Source organism: Streptomyces sp. NPDC058008 (assembly GCF_042886395.1).
Taxonomy (GTDB): Bacteria; Actinomycetota; Actinomycetes; order Streptomycetales; family Streptomycetaceae; genus Streptomyces.
This window is the reverse complement of the sequence record NZ_JBHVQX010000013.1, coordinates 153,129-174,507: the sequence shown is the minus strand read 5'-3', so window position 1 is coordinate 174,507 and position 21,379 is coordinate 153,129. Positions and strand designations below refer to the sequence as shown.

Here is a 21,379-nt window from a genome sequence, read left to right as displayed (position 1 = left end):
GATGTCCCTGCCCACCACCCTCGTCTGCCTGCCCTTCGCGGGCGCCGGCGCCTCCTTCTTCCGCCCCTGGCAACGGCTGGCCGACGACGGGCTGACGATCCTGCCGCTCCAGCTCCCGGGCCGGGAACGGCGGATCGACGAGGACCCGTACACGGACGCGGGGGCCGCGGCGGACGGCCTGCTGGCCGATCTCCGCCAGGCCCTGGACCCCTCCGGACGGCCGCACCGGATCGCGCTGTTCGGGCACAGTCTGGGTGCCGTGCTCGCCTACGAGCTGGCGCACCGGCTGACCGCCGAACCGGGCGTCGAGCTGGTCCGGCTGTTCGTCAGCGGATCCCCCCAGCCCGCCGAGCAGCGCTCCCGGCGCGCCACCGGTCTGCCGGACGACGCCTTCCTCGCCCGCGTCAACGAGTTCGCGGGCTACACCCACGAGGCCCTGGAAGACCCCGAGATGCGGGAGATGATCCTGCCGACCCTGCGGGCGGACGTCGAGATGCACGAGAACTACGTACCGGGCACGGATCTGCCGCTGTCCGTCCCCCTCACCTCGCTGCGCGCCGCCGACGACGAGCTGGTCAGCCGGGACGAGGCGGCCGCCTGGTCGAAGGCCGCCGGCGCGGGCTTCCGTTTCGTGGAACCGGCGGGCGGCCACATGTACCTCACCGAGTCGCCCCGGGGGCTGCTGGAGATCATCTCCGGCGAGCTCGGCGCAGGGACGGGCGAGCCGTGCGCCTGAAGGGGAAGACCGTCGTCGTCACCGGGGCGGCCCGCGGCCTGGGCCGCGCCACCTCGGTGGCGTGCGCGGCCGAGGGCGCCGACCTGATGCTGCTCGACCTCTGCCGGGACCTGCCCGGTGTGCCGTATCCGCTGGGTACGGCGGGCCAGCTGGCGCACACGGCGGCCCTCTGCCGCGAGGAGGGCTCCGCGGTGGCCACGGCGGAGTGCGACGTGCGCGACCTGGGGTCGGTGGAGGCGGCGATGGCCCTGGCCGAGGACCGTTTCGGCCGGATCGACGCCGTGGTCAACAACGCCGGGATCGCGGCCCCTTCGGGCAGGCCCGCGCACGAGATCGGCGAGGACGAGTGGTCGCTGATGATCGACGTGGACCTCTCGGGCGCCTGGCGGGTGATCCGTACGGTCGGCAGGGCGATGAGCGCCCGCCGTTCGGGCAGCATCGTCAACATCAGCTCCACGGCGGGCCTGGTCGGGTACCGGCACTTCGCCGGGTACGTGGCGGCCAAGCACGGCCTGATCGGACTGACGAAGGCCGCCGCCCTCGACTACGCCCCCACGAAGGTGCGCGTCAACGCCGTCTGCCCGGGGTCGGTGCGCGACGACCCGGTGGTGGAGGGCCGGATGCTGGCCGAGATCGCGCGGGCGCTCGACGTGCCGGTCAGCGAGCACGAACGGACCTTCGTCGAGGCGCAGCCGATGAACGCGCTGGTCGAGCCGGAGGACGTGGCCGCCGCCGTGGTCTACCTGGTCTCGGACGACTCCCGGCAGGTGACGGGATCGGTACTGACCGTCGACGGCGGGTTCACCACCCGTTGAGAACCCGCCGGAAGCCCGCCGGGGGCCCGGGCATCCCGCCGGAAGCCGCCCGGGGCCCGCGGGAGGCCCGTCGAACAGCCGGCCGGACGACCGGCCGAACAGACAGGGGAGGACACCCGTGCTGGGTGCACAGTGCCATGCGGTCCGCGTCCGGCTGACCGGGCCTCCGGTCCCGGAGCGGACTCTCGCCGACCGGTTGTCCGCCGCAGGTCCCTGGCGGCTGTGGGTGGACGACGTACCCGCCGGGGCGGAGGACCCGCTCGCCGTCCGCCGCCGGGAGGCCGAGCTGACGCGGCCCGCGTCCGGCGTGCGGTGCGTCCTGCTCCGGTACGCCGACGGCGAGGCGGACCTGGTGGCCGTCGCGGACCGGGGACGGCTCGACGTCCACGGACTGCGGAGGCTGACGGCGGTCCTGACCGGGACGCGCCCCGCCGAGGCCTGCCCGCCACCCGCCGCGGGCCCCGCCCTTCGGCCGTCCGAGGGGCCCGCGCCGGACTGGGGCCAGGGCGAGCCCGGCTCCCTCCGGCACGGTACGCACCACCTGGACCTGCCCCCGGGCCCGGCCGGACAGGAACGTCTGACGGCCGCGCTCGCCCTCACCCTGAGCCGGTACGACGGACACGGCTCGACGGGCGCCGTGACCGTCGCGGGCGCCCGTACCGGCACGCGGGAGATCACCGTGGACCCGGCCGCCACCCTCGCGGACCTCACCGCCCGGTGCGGGTCCGCCCCGGTCACCGTGGACCGTCCCGCCACCGTCGGACTGCTCGACGACCCCGGCACCGGCCGGGACGGGTCTCCGGGCGACGGCTACCGGCCCTTCCTGGCCCCCCTGTTCCCGCTGACGATCGCGCTCGTCCCACTGCCGGACGGGGGCTCGCGCCTGTGGTTCGCCTACCGGCGCAGCCACTTCTCCGCCGGGGCCGTCGAGGGGTTCGCCCGGCACCTGGCCCATGTGTACGCGCTCTCGGAGCACGCCCCGCGGACCACGGTCGCCGACGCGGAACTGCTGGACGCCGCCGAACAGGACCGGGTCGCACGGCTCGGCCGCCCGCGCGCCACGCTCGTCCCCGAGGAGATCTCACTGCTCGGAGCGTTCCGGCGGTCCGCGTCCGCGGCCCCCGACGCCGTCGCGGTGTGCGGGGACGGCGTCAGCCTCACCTACCGCGAACTGGACGACCGGGGCACGCTGCTCGCCGCGGGCCTGCGCGCCCACGGCGTCCGGCCCGGCGACCGGGTCGGCATCTGCCTGGAGCGGACCGTCGACCTGGTCGTCACCATGCTCGGCGTGCTCAAGGCGGGTGCCGCGTACGTGCCCTCCGACCCGGCCTACCCCGCCGACCGCCTGGCCTACACGGCGTCCGACGCCGGTCTGCGCGTGGTGGTCAGCGAACTCCCCGAGTTCCCGCGCGGCGAGGACACCGTCGTGCTGACCCCCGGCGCCCTGCTCGCGGCCGCCGCGGAGCCGGACGCTCCGGCCGCCGGCGCGGGGCCGGACCCGGGCCCGGACGATCCGGCGTACGTCATCTACACCTCGGGCTCCACCGGGCGCCCCAAGGGCGTCGTCGTGCCGCACCGCAACGTCGTCGCGCTCGTCGGGGCCACCCGTGACGAGTACCGGCTCGGCACCGGTGACGTGTGGACGCTGTTCCACTCCGGGGCCTTCGACTTCTCCGTGTGGGAGATCTGGGGCTGCCTGCTGACGGGCGGGCGGCTCGTGGTCGTGCCGTACTTCGTCTCCCGCGATCCCGACCGGTTCCGTGACCTGCTGGCCGCCGAACGGGTCACGGTCCTCAGCCAGACCCCGTCCGCCTTCTCCCAGCTGCTCCGCACCGACCACACCGGACTCCCGGTCCGGCTCGTGGTGTTCGGCGGCGAGCCGCTCGACAGCCGGATGCTGCTGCCGTGGTTCGACCGGCACCCGCAGGACACCTGCCGCATGGTGAACATGTTCGGCATCACGGAGACGACGGTGCACGTCACCGCCCAGACCCTCACCCGTGGACTCGCCCTGGCCGGGTCGCGTTCCGTGGGCCCCGCCCTCCCCGGCTGGCACCTGTACGTCATGGACGCGGGCGGGCGGCCGGTCCCCCCGGGGGTGACCGGCGAGATCTGCGTGGGCGGCGCCGGGGTCGCCGCCGGCTACCTCGACCGGCCCGAACTGACCGCGCAGCGCTTCGTGACCGACCCGGTCACCGGCGGGCGGATGTACCGCAGCGGGGACCTCGGGCGGCTGCTGCCCGACGGCAGGCTGGAACACCTCGGGCGGATCGACAGCCAGGTCAAGATCCGCGGGTTCCGCATCGAGCTCGACGAGATCCGCTCGGTGCTGCTGGAGGACCCCGACGTCCGTGCCGCCGCCGTCGTCGTACGCCGGGACGATCCCGACGACCCCGCCGCCGCCCGTCTGGACGCCTACGTCGTCCTGTCCGGGGGCGGGAGCGGCGCCGACACCTCCGGCATCCGCAAACGCACCGCGGAAGTCCTGCCCGGCCACATGGTCCCCACCACCGTCACCGCCGTGGACGCGCTCCCCCTGACGACCAACGGCAAGCTGGACACCGCCCGTCTCCCCGCCCCGGCCCGGCCCGCCGCCCCTCCGGCCCGCCCGGCCGGGCCGGGCGCGGACACGGGACTGTCCGAGGCGCTCCTGGACATCTGGGCGAGCGTCCTCGGCACCCCCGTGGGCCTCGACGACGACTTCTTCGAACTGGGCGGCAACTCCCTCTTCGCGGTCCGCGTCAGCGCCGCCCTGCGCGACCGCGGCCTGCCGTCCCTGCCCCTGCGCGACCTCTACCGCACCCCCACCATCCGCGCCCTGACCGAGGGCGTGTGACGGGGGCGCCGCCGGGCCGTCAGTCCTTGGCGAGGACGAACGAGGCCCGCTGGACGTTCTCGCCCGCGACCCTGGCCTCCAGCAGGTAGGTCCCCGGGGCGGCGGTGCGGACGGGCGGGGTGGCGCACGCGGGCGCGCTGCCCTTGCGGTCCCACTCCACGGTGTGGACGACCGTCGCCCCCGCCGGGACCCTCAGGAAGAGGGATCCGTTCGTCGGGCAGTCCTTGGAGGACCACACCTGCGCGTCGTCCTCGCCCGCCTCGGTGATGGTGAACACGGCGCTCTTCGGGCCGAAGTCGGCCTTGCAGTCGGCCGCCGAGGTGTTCCTGGCGCTCAGCCGGAACTCCGGCTCGTCGTCGGGCCCGTAGCTGAGGGCCGTCCTCAGGCTCAGCTGGAGGACGGCGGGTGTGCAGACGGGCAGCGGCGAACCGGCCGGCACCTGCTGGCCCGCCGTACCGCCGCCCCCGGTGCCCGCGCTCGCGTCCGGCGACGCGGAGCCGCCCGTACCCGCGGCGCCCGAACCCTCGGAGCCGCCCGTACCGGTGTCCCCGCCGCCCTCTCCGGAGCCCCCGTCCGTGCCGGGGTCCTCGGACTCGTCGCGTCCCCCGGGAGGCCGGCCGACGACGGGGCCGGAACCGGAGGGGCCGGGGGTGATGGACGGAGCGGGGCCGGAGCCTCCGGGCTTCCCGTCGTCCTGCCCGCCGCCACCGCCGCCGCGCGAGGTGACGGCCCACGCGGCCAGCCCCGCGAGCAGCGCGATCACCAGCACCGCTACTGCTCTCCGACGCCAGTAGATGCTGGAGGGAAGCGGCCCGACCGGATTGCGCATAGAACCCACGGACCGAACTGTACGAGAGATCACGGCCAACTCCGGCCCCCCAACCGCTGCTCCGGCCGACAAGTTTCCGGATCATCATCCCGGCGGTGCCGTTCGCGGGCGGTTCACGCCGCTTTGCACCGGTCCGGAGATGGTCCGCCCCGGACGAAGAGACAGAACGGGTGGCATTACCACCCTCAGAGCCCCCGGCCGGGCCCGACACCCCCGCAGCCGTCCCCGCCGTCCGGTCTTCCGTGCCAGGATCGTGGGGCGATGACTGCCACGACTGCGACACAGACGCCCCCCGCCTCCCTCCACGCCCCCGTCATCGGGTGGTTCGAGCAGCACGCCCGCGATCTGCCATGGCGCCGCCCCGAAGCGGGCGCCTGGGGTGTGATGGTGAGCGAGTTCATGCTGCAGCAGACCCCGGTGAGCAGGGTCCTCCCGGTCTACGAACAGTGGATGGCCCGCTGGCCCCGCCCCGCCGACCTGGCCGCCGACGCACCGGGCGAAGCCGTCCGCGCCTGGGGCCGGCTCGGTTACCCCCGGCGGGCTCTGCGGCTCCACGGGGCGGCGCAGGCGATAACGGAACGCCACGGCGGGGACGTGCCGAGCGAGCACGGCCAGCTGCTCGCACTGCCCGGCATCGGGGAGTACACGGCCGCGGCCGTGGCCTCGTTCGCGTACGGGCAGCGCCATGCCGTGCTGGACACCAACGTCCGCAGGGTGTTCGCGCGGGCCGCCACCGGCATCCAGTACCCGCCGAACGCGACCACCGCCGCCGAACGCAAGCTCGCCCGCGCCCTGCTCCCCGAGGAGGACGAGCGCGCCGCGAGCTGGGCGGCGGCCACGATGGAGCTCGGCGCCCTCGTGTGCACCGCGAAGAACGAGGACTGCACGCGCTGCCCGATCTCCGGGCAGTGCGCCTGGCGGCTGGCCGGGAAGCCCGCCCACCAGGGCCCGCCGCGCCGCGGCCAGACCTACGCCGGCACGGACCGGCAGGTGCGCGGGCGGCTGCTCGCGGTGCTGCGGGACGCGGTCACCCCGGTGCCGCAGTCCGCGCTGGACGCGGTGTGGGAGGAGCCCGTGCAACGGGCCCGCGCCCTGGACGGCCTGGTCGCGGACGGTCTCGTCGAGCCGCTGGCGAACGGCAGGTACCGGCTGCCCCTGACCTGACCCGCGGCCCCGGACGCACGGCTGCCCATCGGCTGTTACACAACCGATGGGCAGCCGTGCGTCCGCCTACGGGTGCTCCGCACACCCTCGTGACAACGCCTCCGTAACGTCACCGGACGTCGGCAACGGGACCAGCCGTCCGACGGGCGGTACACGGGGATCGACGGGGACGGAGGCGGTTGTAATGGCGCAGGGCGAGGTGCTCGGATTCGAGGAGTACGTACGGACCCGGCAGGACGCGCTGCTGCGCAGCGCACGCCGGCTCGTCCCTGATCCGGTGGACGCGCAGGACCTGCTGCAGACCGCCCTGGTCCGCACCTTCGGCCGCTGGGACGGCATCGCGGACAAGTCCCTGGCCGACGCGTATCTGCGCCGCGTCATGATCAACACGCGTACGGAGTGGTGGCGGGCCCGCAAGCTCGACGAGGTGCCCACCGAGCAGCTCCCCGACGCCAGCGTCGACGACGGCGCCGAGCAGCGCGCCGACCGCGCTCTGCTCATGGACGTCCTCGGGGTGCTCGCTCCGAAGCAGCGCAGCGTCGTCGTGCTGCGACACTGGGAGCAGATGAGCACGGAGGAGACGGCCGCGGCGCTCGGTATGTCCGCCGGTACGGTCAAGAGCACGCTGCACCGCGCGCTGGCACGCCTGCGCCAGGAGCTGGAGGACCGCGCGGCCCTCGGCCGCGAGGCCGAGGAGGCGCCGGCGGGGATTCCCACGCAGCGGAGGCGGCGTCATGACGAGCGGGGGCAAGAGCGGTGCGCGGCCTGACGGGCAGCACAGGAGGCACGGCGGCCGGCCGGGGAAGGCTCGGGGCCGGCCTGGTGGCGGGGAGTTCGGCGGTGGCCGGGCTCGCCGCCTTCGGGCTGTTGTGCGCCGGATGTTCCGCCGGGGGCACGGGCACCCGTGACGAGGGCCCGGCGAGCGCCCGGAAGGCCGCCCGCTCCACACCGTCGGACGTGGTTCCGGCGGGGACGGCCAACCCCTCCCCGCGGGTGAACGCCGTGACGCTCGTCAAGGGCGACCCCAAGGTGAGCCGTCAGCTCAAGGCCGACCTGAAGCCCTGTGCCGGTGACGAGTACCCGGTCGACACCTCGTACGGCACGCTCACCGGCGGTACCGCGCCCGATGTCGTGGTCAACGTGATGACCTGCGGCGATTCGGTGGGCGTCGGCACCTACGTGTACCAGCGGCAGACCGACGGCTCGTACGGCAACGTCTTCGCCGCCGAGGTGCCCGCGGTCTACGGCACGATCGACCGGGGCGACCTGGTGGTGACGACCCAGGTGTACGGGTCGAAGGACTCGCTGGCCTACCCCTCCGGCGAGGACGTCGTCACCTACCGCTGGGCCGCCGCCCGCTTCGCCGAGACCGACCGGGTGCACAACGATTTCAACCGGGCCGTCGGCAGCGGTGAGGGCGACCTCCCCACGCCCCGGACGACGACGAACTGAGAGCCGCGCGCATGGCCGAGACCCAGGTCCTCTTCGTCGAGGACGACGACGTCATCCGTGAGGCCACCCAGCTCGCACTGGAGCGGGTGGGCTTCTCCGTCACCGCGGTGCCCGACGGCTTGCAGGGCCTGGAGGCCTTCCGCGCGGACCGCCCCGACATCGCCCTGCTGGACGTCATGGTGCCGGGCCTGGACGGGGTCAGCCTGTGCCGCCGCATCCGCGACGAGTCGACCGTGCCCGTGATCATGCTGTCGGCCCGCGCGGACGCGATCGACGTGGTGCTCGGCCTGGAGGCGGGGGCCGACGACTACGTCACCAAACCGTTCGACGGGGCCGTGCTCGTCGCCCGCATCCGCGCCGTGCTGCGGCGCTTCGGCCACGCCGCCGGAGCGGCCGGTACACCCGCTGGGGCCGGCGGGGCACAGGACGGGGCCGGCGGGGTGCTGGTCTTCGGCGACGTGGAGATCGACACCGAGGGCATGGAGGTACGCCGGGGGGGCGCACACGTGAACCTGACACCGACGGAGATGCGGCTGCTGCTGGAGTTCTCCTCGGCGCCGGGCACCGTGCTCTCCCGGGACAGGCTCCTGGAGCGGGTCTGGGACTACGGCTGGGGCGGGGACACCCGCGTCGTCGACGTCCATGTGCAGCGGCTGCGCACCAAGATCGGGCAGGACCGGATCGAGACGGTCCGCGGCTTCGGCTACAAGCTGCGCCCATGAGGCGGCTGGCGCTGCGGACCGGGGTCCGCTGGAAGATCAGCATCGCGATCGCCGCCGTCGGCGCGCTCATCGCGCTGGCGCTGAGCCTCGTCGTGCACAACGCGGCCCGCGTCTCGATGCTGGAGAACGCGCGCGAGGTCCAGCTGGAGCGGCTGCTGTTCGCGCAGCGGCTGTACGAGGCGGGAACACCGAAGCAGTCGCCGAAGTTCGGCGCCAAGATCAACGACCCGGCGCTTCCGGCCAGTCTGCGCGGGCAGATCAGGGACAACCGGCGCGCCACGCACGTCGACGAGTACGAGGACGGGGTCCCCGACGTCTGGGCGGCCGTGCCGCTGGGCAACGGCGACATCCTGTCCCTGCACACCCGCTTCGCGGACCGCAGCGCCATGATCATGGGCGACCTCGACCGGGCCCTGGTCATCGGCTCGGTCTCGGTCGTCTTCGGCGGCTGCGCGCTGGGCGTCCTGATCGGCGGCCAGCTGTCCCGGCGGCTGCGCAAGGCGGCCGCGGCGGCGGGCAAGGTCGCCCAGGGCAATACGGAGGTACGGGTACGGGAGGCCGTGGGCGGGGTCGTACGGGACGAGACCGACGAGCTGGCCCGTGCCGTGGACGCGCTCACCGACGCGCTGAACGAGCGGATCGAGGCGGAGCGCCGGGTCACCGCCGACATCGCCCATGAGCTGCGCACCCCGGTGACCGGGCTGCTCACCGCCGCGGAGCTGCTGCCCCCGGGGCGGCCCACGGAGCTCGTCCGGGACCGGGCCCAGGCGATGCGGACCCTGGTCGAGGACGTCCTGGAGGTGGCGCGGCTGGACAGCGCCTCGGAGCGGGCCGAACTCCAGGAGCTTCAGCTCGGCGAATTCGTCAGCCGCCGGATCCGGCTGCTGGACCCGGAGGTCACGGTGCGGGTGGTGCACGAGTCCTGGGTGTCATCGGATCCCCGGCGGCTGGAACGGGTCCTGGGCAATCTGCTCGGCAACGCGGCCGAGCACGGGGCCGGCCCGGTCGAGGTCACCGTCGAGGGCCGGGTGGTGCGGGTCCGCGACCACGGGCCGGGGTTCCCCGAGGCACTGCTGCGCGAGGGGCCGAGCCGGTTCCGTACCGGCAGCAGCGACCGGGCCGGGCGCGGCCACGGCCTGGGGCTCACCATCGCGGCCGGGCAGGCGCGGGTCCTGGGGGCCAGGCTCACGTTCCGCAACGCGGGACCCACCGGGAGCACCGACGGCACCGGGGGAGCGGTCGCCGTGCTGTGGCTGCCCGAGCACGCGCCGACGAACACCGGGAGCTTCCCCGTGCTGCGGGAGCCGGGCACGGGCTGAGGGCCGGCCGCCGGGACGCCGCGGGACCCGGGGACATCGCGTCCCCGGGTCCCGTTCCGCCGTTTCCGGGGCCTGCGGCGCCCCCGCCCGGTCAGACGGACTGCGACTCCATCGCCGCCGCCGGCCGTCCCGGTGCCGTTCCGTCGCCGTCCGAGGACGCCTCGGGCTGCGCCATGCCGCGCAGCGGGACCTCCTTGACGAACAGGGCCGCCAGCAGGGCCACCACCGCGACCGAACCGCCCACCAGGAAGGCGAGGTGGGTCCCGGAGGCCACGGCGTACTCGTACGCCTCCCGCACGGCGGCGGGCAGCTTCGCCAGGCTCGTCGCGTCCAGCTGTGCGGAGCCCTGCGTGACGCCGCCGCCACCGCGCGCCGTCATCTCGTCCTGCACCCGTCCGGTGAACAGTGCGCCCATGATCGCGACTCCGAAGGAGCTGCCGAGGGTGCGGAAGAGGGTGGTCGCGGACGAGGCGACACCCATGTCCTTGAGCTCGACGCTGTTCTGCGCGACGAGCATGGTGATCTGCATCAGGAAGCCCATGCCGGCCCCGAGCACCGCCATGTAGACACCGGAGGTGAAGCGGGTGGTGCCGGTGTCCATGGAGGCGAGGAGGAACAGGCCCGCGACCATCAGGACGCTGCCCAGGATCGGGAAGATCTTGTACTTTCCGGTGCTCGTGGTGACGCGGCCCGCGACGAGCGAGACGACCATCATCGAGAGCAGCATCGGCAGGAGCAGCAGCCCGGAGTTCGTCGCGGACGCGCCCTGGACCGACTGCTGGTACAGCGGGAGGAAGAGGACCGCTCCGAACATCACGAAGCCGGCCATGAAGCCGACCACCGACATGAGGGTGAAGTTGAGGCTGCGGAAGATGTGCAGCGGCATGATCGGTTCGGCGGCCTTGGTCTCGACGAAGACGAACCCGACGAGGGAGGCCACCCCGAGCGCGATGAGCTCCATGATCACGGCCGAGCCCCAGGCGTACTCCGTACCGCCCCAGGTGGTGACCAGCACGATCGCGGTGATGCCCACGGTGAGGAGGGCGGCGCCCAGGTAGTCGACCTTGGCCGTCGAGCGCTCCTTGTGGGGCAGGTGCAGCACCGTCGTCACCATGGCGAGCGCGACCGCGCCCAGCGGGAGGTTGATGTAGAAGCTCCAGCGCCAGCCCAGGTGGTCGGTGATCGCACCGCCGACCAGCGGCCCGCCGATCATGGCGAACGCCATCACGCCGGCCATCATCCCCTGGTACCTGCCGCGCTCCCGGGGCGGCACGAGGTCACCGAGGATGGCCATCACGCCCACCATCAGACCGCCCGCGCCGAGGCCCTGGACCGCGCGGAAGCCGATCAGCTGGCCCATGTCCTGGGCCATTCCGCTCAGGACCGAGCCGATCAGGAAGATCACGATGGACGTGAGGAAGATGCCCTTGCGCCCGTACAGGTCGCCGAGCTTGCCCCAGATGGGGGTGGAGGCCGCAGTGGCCAGGGTGTAGGCGGTGACCACCCAGGAGAGGTGTTCCAGGCCGCCCAGATCGCCGACGATCGTCGGCATCGCGGTGCCGACGATGAGGTTGTCGAGCATCGCCAGCAGCATCGTGATCATCAGGGCGAGCACCACCACCCTGATGTTGCGGGCGCGTGGTCCGGCCGGTTCGGCCGCCGCCTTCTTGAGTTCCGCCATGTCGTCTCCCCTGGTCCCCTGGTGTCCGGTCCGCCGACCCGACACTTACTTGCCGCCCGGCTAGTTGGCTACACTGAGGAAAGTAGACCCGTAACTAGCCGGGCGTCAAGTAAGTTCTTGGGAGAGTCGCATGGGCACCACGCCGCAGCCGCGCCGGGGCAACACCCGCCAGCGCATTCAGGACGTCGCCCTGGAGCTCTTCGCGGAACAGGGGTACGAGAAGACGTCACTCCGCGAGATCGCCGAGCGGCTGGGGGTCACCAAGGCTGCGCTGTACTACCACTTCAAGACCAAGGAGGACATCCTCAGCGGCATCTTCGACGACCTGAACCGGCCGGTCGAGGAGCTCGTGGAGTGGGGCCGGGACCGGCCGCGGACCCTGGAGACCAAGAAGGAGATCCTGGTCCGCTACAGCGAGGCGCTCAAGGCCGCCGCGCCGCTCTTCGTCTTCATGCAGGAGAACCAGGCGACGGTGCGCGAGCTGAGCATCGGCCACACCATGAAGCGCCGGCTCGTCGGCCTGGTCGACCTGATCAAGGACCCCGGCGCCCCGCTCACGGACCAGGTGCGCTGCTTCACCGCGCTCTTCGCGATGCACGCCGGGATGATGGCCCTCAGGGACGCCGAAGGCGACCCCGAGGAGAAGCGCGAGGCTGCTCTCGAGGTCGCCATCGAACTGGTGACCAAGGCCCATGACCCGGGGCCCGCCGCCTGACCCGGCGACTACGGGGGCGCGTCGGTCAGAGGCCGACGTGCACGGTCTTCAGGAACGCGACCGGGTCGAGCGCGGAACCGTAGTTGGGCGAGTTCCGGATCTCGAAGTGCAGGTGCGGACCGCTGGAGTTGCCGGTGTTGCCGGACCGGGCGATCTCGTCGCCCGTCTTCACGTGGTCGCCGACCTTGACCTCGATCTTCGACAGGTGCGCGTACTGCGAGTACTTGCCGTTCGCGTGCTTGATCACGATGGCGTTGCCGTACGCGGGACCGTCGCCGCCGCCGTTCGGACCGGCCTTGACGACCGTGCCGGTGTTGGCGGCCTCGACCTTGGTGCCGACCGGCACCGCGAAGTCCTGACCGGAGTGCTTGTGGGCCCAGCGGTCACCGCCGGTGCCGTAGGTGGCGCTCAGCGTGTAGTGGCTGACCGGGGCCTCCCACGAGGTGGCCTTCTTGGCAGCCGCCTTCTTCGCGGCAGCGGCCTTGTCGGCCTTCGCCTTCGCGGCCTTGCTCTGGGCGGTCGCCTGCTGGGCGACGGAGTCGGCGGTGGCCGCGCCGGCGAGGGCCGCGGTGTCCGCGGTGCCCGTCGTGCCGGACGCGAACGCCGCGCCCGCGCCGAACACCATCGACGCACCCAGGCCTGCGGCCACGACGGCGCCGCTGACACGGGAGATGGACGGGCGGCGGGAGTGCTGGGACGTAACGCGCTTCGACATGCGGTGAGTACCTCCGGGGTGTCTGGACCCGGTGCTCGACCGGGCTTGCTCCACCTTGGTAACCCGCACCCCCGACAACACTCAAACACCCCATCTACGAACAAAAGCCGTAGCCAAGGGGCCGGGAATTCTCCGCGTCCACCGGGCCGGCCGCGACGGACGATCTTCGTGGCGTTTTTCGCGGGGCGCGTTTAACCCCAGGTCCGCAGCCACCCTTACCGGACACGGGACACCAATCCGGGCATATCAACCGAAACGCCGAAAGTCTCCATGCGGGCGGGACGAAAGTCCCTCGGCCGGTCACAGCCGTTTCCCCTAGCCCGCCTAGTAGGCCTCCGACGGCCTGTGCGCCTTGTCACCGCCGGTGGGCCGAAAGCCTGTCCGTTTCGGGACCTTCGGCGGCGGCCCGATCCCGCCGCCGGAGACCTGCCGGGCGCCCGGGACCGACGGCCGGCGACGGCACGACCGCCTCCCGGGGCAGCGCACGCCCGGCAGCCGCCGACTCCCACCCATAGGGCCGGGAACCGCCCACCCGCACGCCCATACAGCCGGGGGCCGGGGCAGGCTGCCGGTGCGGCCATACAGCTGGGGGCCGGGGGCCGGGGGGGCAGGCTGCCGGTGCGGCCATACAGCCGGGGGCCGGCTGCCTGTGCGGCCATACCAGGAGCATCCGCCCGTGCGGCCATACGGCCGGGAACACCCAGCCATGCGCCCCCGCACCCCCGGATCCCGGCAACCATGCACCGCGGCCGGCAGGATCCGGGCTCGACCGTGCTCCGGGGGTCCGGGCGCCGGAGGCGCCCGACAGCCGCCGACTCCCACGCATACGGCCGGGAACCGCCCACCCGCACGCCCATACAGCCGGGGCCGGCTGCCCGTGCGCCCTCACAGCCGGGAGCGTCCGCCCACGCGGGCCCCGCACTCCCGGATCCCGCCAACCACGCACCGCGCCCGGCAGGATCCGGGCTCGACGTGAGCGGGGGGCCGGGCACCGGCGTCCGGGCATCCGGCGTCCGGATCGGCTGTGATCCGGGCGTCCAGCGTCCGGCTCGACCGTGGTCCGGGCGGCCGGGCGTCATGGCGTCCACCGTCCGCCGTCCGGAACCACGCTGATCCGGCCGTCCGGGGGCGATCCGGGGGCGAGGCTCGGCGTCCGGGCATCCAGCGTCCCGATCGGCCGTGGTCCGGGCGGCCGGGCATCGTGGCGTCCGCCGACCGGATCGACGCTGATCCGGGCCCTCAACGTCCGGCTCGACCGTCGTGCGGGCGTCCGGATCGACCGTGGTCCCGACGCCGGCTGTCTGCGCGCACCTGCTGCGGACCTGCCGCCGAACGCCTCTCTGCGCTCCAGGTGGGGCGCGTCGGGCCCCGATCCCGCGAACACCGGGCGGACGCCGGCTCTCGCTGACACCGGGCAGACGGTTCCCCGACCGCGCGGTCGCGAGCTTCCCGTGTCCAGCCGTAGGGCGCACGGCACCACGTGGAGCGGGCCGGAGGGCCGGACCCCACGACGGTCCTGCCATGGGCGGGACGGACCCTCCCACCCACCAGAACCATGGACACCCCAGCACCCCGCCCAGCAGGCCGGAACCACGGGCAGCCCGGGCGGCCCGGCTCGGCGTCCGCCGGACCGGAACCCCACCACGGCCCCGCCGACGGCAGGACGAACCCTCCCGCCGGAACCACGAGCGAGCAGCCTGGGCGCACGGCTCTACGTCCGTCAGGGCCTGAACCCCACAACGCCCTGCCGACAGCGGAAACGAACCTTCCCACCCACCAGAACCACGGGCGGCCCAGCACCCTGCACCCCGCCCGGCAGGCCAGGGCCCCACCACGGCCCCCGCCAACGGCCCCAGTCACTCCCACCCACCGGAACCACGTGCCCAGCCCTGGGCACACGGCTCCGCCTACGACGCCCCCACCCACGCCCCCGCAGGGCTTCCGGCGCGAGCGGGGTACGTGGGGCGGCGATCGGCGCCGCGTACCGGTGTACGGCGGCTCCGGGCCGGGCCCACCGGGCCGACACGCCCCCGCGCGGGACCCCAGGCACGGGACAGCCAGGGGCGTCGGCACGGCGTACGCGAGCCCGGTGCCCCGGCCCCGCGCATCCGGGACCGGACGCGCGGGGCCGCTCCTCGTCCACCGCTCCCCGCCACCGGGGACCCCGGAGAGGGACCCGTTACGGACCCCAGGGGCGCGGCGGACCTGGCGCGGGCACCCCTGGGGGCCCACCGGGCCCCTGCCCGACCCGGTGATCCGGGCCCGCTGCGGAAACCGGCCCCGGATCAGCCGTCGGCGGGCGGGCAGAGGACGAAAAAAAGGGGCTGCCCCGGACCGTGACCGGTCCGGGGCAGCCCCTTCGACGCTCAGGCGCTACGCGCGCCCTACGCTTCCTTCGTCAGGTTCGGGCCGCCGCCCGCTGCCTGCTCGATCGGCGGGACGTCGGGCAGAGCCGACTTCTCCTCGCCGCGGAACGAGAACTTCTTCTCGTCCCCCTCGCCCTCGGTGCCCACGACCACGATCGAACCGGGCCGCAGCTCCCCGAAGAGGATCTTCTCGGAGAGGATGTCCTCGATCTCGCGCTGGATCGTCCGGCGCAGCGGCCGGGCGCCCATCACGGGGTCGTAGCCCTTCTTCGCCAGGAGCGACTTGGCCTCGGCGCTGAGCTCGATGCCCATGTCGCGGTCCTTGAGGCGCTCGTCCACCTTGGCGACCATGAGGTCGACGATCTGGATGATGTCTTCCTCGGTGAGCTGGTGGAAGACGACCGTGTCGTCGACACGGTTGAGGAACTCGGGGCGGAAGTGCTGCTTGAGCTCTTCGTTGACCTTGTTCTTCATCCGGTCGTAGTTCGTCTTCACATCGCCCTGGGCGGCGAAGCCCAGGTTGAAGCCCTTCGAGATGTCCCGGGTCCCGAGGTTGGTCGTCATGATGATGACCGTGTTCTTGAAGTCCACGACCCGGCCCTGGGAGTCGGTCAGGCGACCGTCTTCCAGAATCTGGAGCAGGGAATTGAAGATATCGGGGTGGGCCTTCTCGACCTCGTCGAAGAGGACGACGGAGAACGGCTTCCGGCGCACCTTCTCGGTGAGCTGGCCGCCCTCCTCGTAACCCACGTAACCGGGGGGCGAACCGAAGAGACGGGAAACCGTGTGCTTCTCGCTGAACTCCGACATGTCGAGGGCGATCAGCGCGTCCTCGTCACCGAAGAGGAATTCGGCCAGCGTCTTGGAGAGCTCCGTCTTACCGACACCGGACGGACCGGCGAAGATGAACGAACCACCGGGACGCTTCGGGTCCTTCAGGCCTGCCCGCGTACGGCGGATCGCCTGCGAGAGGGCCTTGATGGCGTCCTTCTGGCCGATGACGCGCTTGTGGAGCTCGTCCTCCATGCGCAGCAGACGCGAGGACTCCTCCTCCGTCAGCTTGAAGACCGGGATGCCGGTGGCGGTGGCCAGGACCTCGGCGATGAGCTCGCCGTCGACCTCGGCGACGACGTCCATGTCGCCGGCCTTCCACTCCTTCTCCCGCTTGGCCTTCGCCGCCAGCAGCTGCTTCTCCTTGTCGCGGAGCGAAGCTGCCTTCTCGAAGTCCTGGGAGTCGATCGCCGACTCCTTGTCGCGGCGGACGCCCGCGATCTTCTCGTCGAACTCGCGGAGGTCCGGCGGCGCGGTCATCCGGCGGATGCGCATCCGGGAGCCGGCCTCGTCGATCAGGTCGATCGCCTTGTCCGGCAGGAAGCGGTCCGAGATGTAGCGGTCGGCCAGCGTGGCGGCCTGCACCAGCGCCTCGTCCGTGATGGAGACCCTGTGGTGGGCCTCGTAACGGTCGCGCAGACCCTTGAGGATCTCGATGGTGTGCGGCAGCGACGGCTCCGCGACCTGGATGGGCTGGAAGCGGCGCTCGAGCGCGGCGTCCTTCTCCAGGTGCTTGCGGTACTCGTCGAGCGTCGTGGCGCCGATGGTCTGGAGCTCGCCTCGCGCCAGCATGGGCTTGAGGATGCTCGCGGCGTCGATCGCGCCCTCGGCGGCGCCCGCACCCACCAGGGTGTGGAGCTCGTCGATGAACAGGATGATGTCGCCGCGGGTGCGGATCTCCTTGAGGACCTTCTTCAGGCGCTCCTCGAAGTCACCGCGGTAGCGGGATCCCGCGACCAGGGCACCGAGGTCCAGGGTGTAGAGGTGCTTGTCCTTGAGGGTCTCGGGCACCTCGCCCTTGACGATGGCCTGGGCCAGGCCCTCGACGACCGCCGTCTTGCCGACGCCGGGCTCGCCGATGAGGACCGGGTTGTTCTTGGTACGGCGGGACAGCACCTGCATGACCCGCTCGATCTCCTTCTCGCGCCCGATGACCGGGTCGAGCTTGGACTCACGAGCGGCCTGGGTGAGGTTCCGGCCGAACTGGTCGAGCACCAGGGACGTGGAGGGCGTGCCCTCCGCGGGGCCGCCCGCTGTGGCCGCCTCCTTGCCTCCCGAGTACCCGGAGAGCAGCTGGATGACCTGCTGCCGCACCCGGTTCAGGTCGGCGCCCAGCTTCACGAGGACCTGGGCGGCGACGCCCTCGCCCTCGCGGATCAGGCCGAGCAGGATGTGCTCGGTACCGATGTAGTTGTGGCCGAGCTGAAGTGCCTCACGGAGCGACAGCTCCAGGACCTTCTTGGCCCGGGGCGTGAAGGGGATGTGCCCGGACGGGGCCTGCTGGCCCTGACCGATGATCTCCTCCACCTGCTGGCGGACCGCCTCGAGCGAAATCCCGAGGCTCTCCAGGGCCTTAGCGGCGACACCCTCACCCTCGTGGATCAGGCCCAGGAGGATGTGCTCGGTGCCGATGTAGTTGTGGTTGAGCATCCGGGCTTCTTCCTGAGCCAGGACGACAACCCGCCGCGCGCGGTCGGTGAACCTCTCGAACATCGTTAATCGCTCCTCAGAGCGGTCAGGCAGTAAGGGGTCGGTCCCCTCCCTGTCCTTCCGCAGCTTAGTCCCGCAAGCGGGGACCGCTCATTTCAACTGCCGACACCCGTCGTGGCCTCCTGCCCCGAACGCCGACAACTGCTCCAACCCGATGGTGCGAGACGATGTTCCCGCAGGCCAGGCAGATAGCCCTTTCGCCAGTACGCCGATGGCGAACGTGAGACGTTTTTGCCCGCGTGTCGCCCCTTCCCACTAGGGATGTCTTACCCGCACTCACCGACAGTCCATGCGGCGCACCCCCGTTTCCTCCGCTACGGGCGAACAACTTGGCGCCGTCGGACGCTTCTGTGCGCCCCCTTCACGGACACGCAGCGCATCCGGTCCGCGACGACGCGTAACTCCGGGGCGGGTTCGGCGTTTCATCGGACATGGCTTCCCTCGTCCCGCCTCCCCGCTCGTCGCCGGAATCCGGCGACCGCGCGCAGTGGTACGCCCGCGCACTCGACTGGGCCACGGCGGGCACCTCGCCGGTACGGCTGTTGACGGGGCTCCGCTTCGACGTGCTGGAGCTGCCCGCGGAGGCGGGTCACGCCACACTGCGCCGGATCGGACGCACCGGTCCGGTGGCGATGGCCGGGCGGCGGATGCGGCTCCTGGTGGCGGCGGGCAGTTCCGAGGAGCTGCCGGGCCTGCTCGACTGGCTGGAATGGGGCGGGATCGACCTCGACCTGTCCGCCCTCGGCGCCGGCGGGCACATCACGGCCCCGGCGCCGCCGGGCTGGGCGACGGGCTCACCGGGGGCCGCGTCCTGGCTGCGGCCCCCCGGACCGCGCCAGGAGACGGAACAGTCGCTCCCGGCCTTCGGCGGCCTCGGGAGCAGGGGTGGGGATGCTCCCGATCTCGTACGACTCGTGGACGCGGCGGCGACGGAATGCCACCGGGCCACGCTCGCGCGCGCCCGGGCAGGCCTGCGGACCCATCGGCCGACAGGTCAGCCGTTGGCCTTCTCGTAAGCCTCACGGATCTCGGCGGGAACGCGGCCGCGGTCATTCACGTTGTGGCCGTTCTCGCGCGCCCACCTACGGATCTCGGCCGTGTCCTTGTTGCCACCCGTGACGGCGCGACCCTTGCCGCGGCCGGTCGCGGCGCGGCCACCGGTGCGACGCCCACTCTTGGTGTACGGCTCGAGAAGACCACGGAGCTTGTCCGCGTTGGACGTGGTGAGGTCGATCTCGTAGGTCTTGCCGTCCAGAGCGAACGTCACGGTCTCGTCCGCCTCGCCACCGTCGAGGTCATCAACAAGAAGGACCTGAACCTTCTGTGCCACCGGATTTCCTTTCATCGAAAATGCAGTACGCGGAAAGGAAACCGCTTTTCCCCGGAAAACACAAACCCCTGGGAGAGGTTCAGCAGCGCTAGAACGCGGGAAACATGCGCGATTCGGACATAGGGTTCCGGCGCCTTCCACCGTTCACAGGTGCAGAAGCATCCGGCTGTTGCCCAAGGTGTTCGGCTTCACTCGTTCGAGACCCAGGAACTCGGCGACACCCTCGTCATAGGAACGCAGCAGCTCGCTGTAGACATCTCCGTCGACCGGCGTCTCCCCGATCTCGCTGAAGCCGTGCGCCGCGAAGAACTCGACTTCGAACGTGAGGCAGAAAACCCGGCGGACACCCAGCCAGCGCGCGGTCTGCAGGAGCTTGTCCAGGACCTGATGCCCCACTCCGGCGCCCCTGATGCCGTGGTCGACGGCGAGAGTACGCACTTCGGCCAGGTCTTCCCACATCACGTGGAGTGCGCCGCAGCCGACGACGCGGGCGTCCTCGTCGCGTTCGGCGACCCAGAACTCCTGGATGTCCTCGTAAAGCGTCACCGTCGCTTTGTCGAGCAGGATGCCTTCGGAGACGTAGCCGTCAAGGAGCGCGCGGACGGATGCCACATCGCTCGTCCTGGCGCGGCGGACGGTGATGGCCGGCCTATTTACCGACGGGCCGGTATGAAGATCTGCGCGAGATCCGGTTTCCGGCGTGCCGAGAGCCCCGGTTTGCGACTCGGCACGCTGCTCGGTATGCGACTGCTCTGAGGACATCCTCCGACGCTATCGCCCGTCCCCCGGCGGTGCTTCATCGGCCGTGGCCCCGTCGTCGGGCCGGCTCTCCGCGGGTTCGGGGAAGGTGGGTGCCACGACGCGCATCGCGTCCCTCAGCGCTTCGCGCTGCTCCGCGGACATCATGCCGAAGAAGGCGACCAGCGCGGCCGCCGGGTTGTCGCTCTGCGACCAGGCTTCGTTCATCAGTGCGGCCGAGTACGCGGCCCGCGTGGAGACGGCCGTATATCGATATGCCCGGCCGTCCACTTCCCGGCGGACCCAGCCCTTCTGATGGAGATTGTCCATTACCGTCATGACGGTCGTGTACGCGATGGACCGTTCCTGTTGAAGGTCCTCGAGAACTTCCCGCACGGTGACCGGACGGTTCCATTGCCAGACCCGTGTCATCACGGCGTCTTCCAGCTCTCCCAATTGGCGAGGCACAGTGTCACCTTAGTGCTATATGTCTGGAATGGGGTAATTCCTGGGACGCCAAAAGGGCGCACGGCTCCGAGGAGCCGTGCGCCCTTCGTGCTCGGTCCGGGTCAGACGCCCTCGGGCCGCGGAGCCTGCTGGGCCGACTCGGCGCGGGCGAGCGCCGCGTCCACCGCGGCGTCCTCCTTGGCCTTGTTCGGGCCACCCTGGCTCTTGATGATCGTCACGACGAGGCCGATGAAGAAGACGGCCATCACCACGGGGGGAACGAGCGCGGATACGTAGTCCATGCCGTCCAGGGTAGCGAGCCCGGCATTCCGGCCCCTCCCGGGCACCCCCCGGGCGCGTCGGCCCCTTCAGGAAGCGGCGCGCTCCTCGGGCGGGGGCGCCGGCGCGGGCCTGCGGCGGGGCGGGAAGACCTCGGACGGCTTGGGCATCGGGCGCTCCCCCGGGGCCGGCCGGGCCGGCACGGGCGGCTTCGACGGGGTCCGGGGCCGCTCGGGCTCCTTGGCCGCCGCCAGGCCGCCGGGGAGGGCCAGCAGCCTGCTCCGCGGCGCGGGTGTCGTCACGGACACCGCACGGCCGGCCAGGCGCGCCCGCACCGAGCGCTCGGCGAGCACCTGGCAGCGCTCCAGAAGGGCCGCGGCGACCGGCCCGGCACGCAGTGCGCGCAGGGCCGCGAGGTCGTCGGGGCGGGGGTCGTAGCCCGCCGCGAGAGCGTCCTGGAGGAGCTCCAGGTAGCCGCTGAGCGAGCCGGGGAGCGCTTCGCGGTAGCGGGCGAGATCGGCGAGGAGGAAGGCGCGCAGCCGGCCCGCCTCGCTCACCACCTCGTCCACCGCGCCCGCGAGGCGCAGGCAGTCCTGGACATCCTCTTCGGGCAGGGGCGTGGGGTGGAGGGCGTTGGCGAGAGCACGTCGGAGCACCCGGAGCTCGTCCGCGCTGAACGCCATGCCGCCACGTG

General features: G+C 72.3%; 19 protein-coding genes. 10 read left to right on the top strand and 9 right to left on the bottom strand.

All coding sequences use genetic code 11. From position 1 onward, the window contains the following. Nucleotide 1 precedes the first annotated feature (1 nt). The 3 genes from ACFVS9_RS15755 to ACFVS9_RS15745 all read left to right on the top strand — a co-directional run bounded on the left by ACFVS9_RS15755 (nt 2) and on the right by ACFVS9_RS15745 (nt 4,387). Entirely contained in the window at nt 2–736 is a 735-nt protein-coding gene (locus ACFVS9_RS15755; protein WP_389932598.1) for a thioesterase II family protein, read from the top strand. Further along, entirely contained in the window at nt 727–1,551 is an 825-nt protein-coding gene (locus ACFVS9_RS15750) for an SDR family oxidoreductase (protein ID WP_389932595.1), read from the top strand. Before ACFVS9_RS15755 ends, ACFVS9_RS15750 begins: the two co-directional genes overlap by 10 nt. A 118-nt stretch (nt 1,552–1,669) precedes the next feature. Continuing rightward, nucleotides 1,670–4,387 (top strand): amino acid adenylation domain-containing protein, encoded by a 2,718-nt coding sequence (locus ACFVS9_RS15745; protein WP_389932592.1) that lies wholly within the window; start codon nt 1,670–1,672, stop codon nt 4,385–4,387. Between the two features lie 19 nt (nt 4,388–4,406). Here ACFVS9_RS15745 and ACFVS9_RS15740 read toward each other — a convergent pair whose 3' ends face one another. Further along, nucleotides 4,407–5,216: a hypothetical protein gene (locus tag ACFVS9_RS15740; RefSeq protein WP_389932656.1), complete on the bottom strand. Its 810-nt coding sequence runs from the start codon at nt 5,214–5,216 to the stop codon at nt 4,407–4,409. Nucleotides 5,217–5,477: 261 nt separating this feature from the next. On the opposite strand from ACFVS9_RS15740, the gene ACFVS9_RS15735 reads away from it, so the two are divergent. From ACFVS9_RS15735 to cseC, 5 genes are all read left to right on the top strand, one after another. Continuing rightward, nucleotides 5,478–6,380, top strand: coding sequence for an A/G-specific adenine glycosylase (locus ACFVS9_RS15735; RefSeq protein ID WP_389932589.1), 903 nt, complete (start codon nt 5,478–5,480; stop codon nt 6,378–6,380). A 184-nt stretch (nt 6,381–6,564) separates the two neighbouring features. Then, nucleotides 6,565–7,149, top strand: coding sequence for a SigE family RNA polymerase sigma factor (locus ACFVS9_RS15730; RefSeq protein WP_383115585.1), 585 nt, complete (start codon nt 6,565–6,567; stop codon nt 7,147–7,149). Beyond that, a complete protein-coding gene (locus ACFVS9_RS15725; RefSeq protein WP_389932586.1) occupies nt 7,137–7,832 on the top strand; it encodes a hypothetical protein in 696 nt (231 codons plus the stop codon). The genes ACFVS9_RS15730 and ACFVS9_RS15725 overlap by 13 nt, the downstream gene beginning before the upstream one ends. Before the next feature lie 11 nt (nt 7,833–7,843). Then, a complete protein-coding gene (gene cseB / locus ACFVS9_RS15720) occupies nt 7,844–8,554 on the top strand; it encodes a two-component system response regulator CseB (protein WP_383115583.1) in 711 nt (236 codons plus the stop codon). Next, nucleotides 8,551–9,873 (top strand): two-component system sensor histidine kinase CseC, encoded by a 1,323-nt coding sequence (gene cseC / locus ACFVS9_RS15715; protein WP_383115582.1) that lies wholly within the window; start codon nt 8,551–8,553, stop codon nt 9,871–9,873. The genes cseB and cseC overlap by 4 nt, the downstream gene beginning before the upstream one ends. A gap of 91 nt (nt 9,874–9,964) precedes the next feature. Here the strand turns inward: cseC and ACFVS9_RS15710 are convergent, their stop codons facing one another. Next, a complete protein-coding gene (locus tag ACFVS9_RS15710; RefSeq protein ID WP_389932582.1) occupies nt 9,965–11,554 on the bottom strand; it encodes an MDR family MFS transporter in 1,590 nt (529 codons plus the stop codon). A gap of 130 nt (nt 11,555–11,684) precedes the next feature. On the opposite strand from ACFVS9_RS15710, the gene ACFVS9_RS15705 reads away from it, so the two are divergent. After that, entirely contained in the window at nt 11,685–12,269 is a 585-nt protein-coding gene (locus tag ACFVS9_RS15705; RefSeq protein ID WP_383115580.1) for a TetR/AcrR family transcriptional regulator, read from the top strand. Nucleotides 12,270–12,294: 25 nt separating this feature from the next. On the opposite strand, the gene ACFVS9_RS15700 is transcribed toward ACFVS9_RS15705, so the two are convergent. Both ACFVS9_RS15700 and ACFVS9_RS15695 read right to left on the bottom strand, forming a co-directional pair. Beyond that, nucleotides 12,295–12,984, bottom strand: a complete 690-nt coding sequence (locus ACFVS9_RS15700; RefSeq protein WP_383115579.1) for a M23 family metallopeptidase — start codon at nt 12,982–12,984, stop codon at nt 12,295–12,297. Between the two features lie 2,384 nt (nt 12,985–15,368). Continuing rightward, complete coding sequence (locus ACFVS9_RS15695) at nt 15,369–17,894, bottom strand: ATP-dependent Clp protease ATP-binding subunit (RefSeq protein WP_389932577.1); 2,526 nt, start codon at nt 17,892–17,894, stop codon at nt 15,369–15,371. A gap of 428 nt (nt 17,895–18,322) precedes the next feature. Between ACFVS9_RS15695 and ACFVS9_RS15690 the strand changes: the two genes are divergently transcribed. Then, nucleotides 18,323–18,907: an SCO3374 family protein gene (locus ACFVS9_RS15690; protein WP_383115577.1), complete on the top strand. Its 585-nt coding sequence runs from the start codon at nt 18,323–18,325 to the stop codon at nt 18,905–18,907. On the opposite strand, the gene ACFVS9_RS15685 is transcribed toward ACFVS9_RS15690, so the two are convergent. The 5 genes from ACFVS9_RS15685 to ACFVS9_RS15665 form a co-directional block, all read right to left on the bottom strand. Continuing rightward, on the bottom strand, nt 18,886–19,221 hold the full coding sequence (locus ACFVS9_RS15685) for an Lsr2 family protein (protein WP_099173598.1): 336 nt from the start codon (nt 19,219–19,221) through the stop codon (nt 18,886–18,888). The two genes, ACFVS9_RS15690 and ACFVS9_RS15685, sit on opposite strands and share 22 nt — an antisense overlap. A gap of 144 nt (nt 19,222–19,365) precedes the next feature. Beyond that, a complete protein-coding gene (locus tag ACFVS9_RS15680; RefSeq protein ID WP_383115576.1) occupies nt 19,366–19,983 on the bottom strand; it encodes an amino-acid N-acetyltransferase in 618 nt (205 codons plus the stop codon). Nucleotides 19,984–19,992: 9 nt separating this feature from the next. Continuing rightward, on the bottom strand, nt 19,993–20,427 hold the full coding sequence (locus ACFVS9_RS15675; RefSeq protein WP_383115575.1) for a BlaI/MecI/CopY family transcriptional regulator: 435 nt from the start codon (nt 20,425–20,427) through the stop codon (nt 19,993–19,995). Nucleotides 20,428–20,528: 101 nt separating this feature from the next. Beyond that, a complete protein-coding gene (locus ACFVS9_RS15670) occupies nt 20,529–20,708 on the bottom strand; it encodes a hypothetical protein (RefSeq protein ID WP_383115574.1) in 180 nt (59 codons plus the stop codon). Between the two features lie 66 nt (nt 20,709–20,774). Then, nucleotides 20,775–21,368: a hypothetical protein gene (locus tag ACFVS9_RS15665; protein ID WP_383115595.1), complete on the bottom strand. Its 594-nt coding sequence runs from the start codon at nt 21,366–21,368 to the stop codon at nt 20,775–20,777. Nucleotides 21,369–21,379 lie beyond the last annotated feature (11 nt).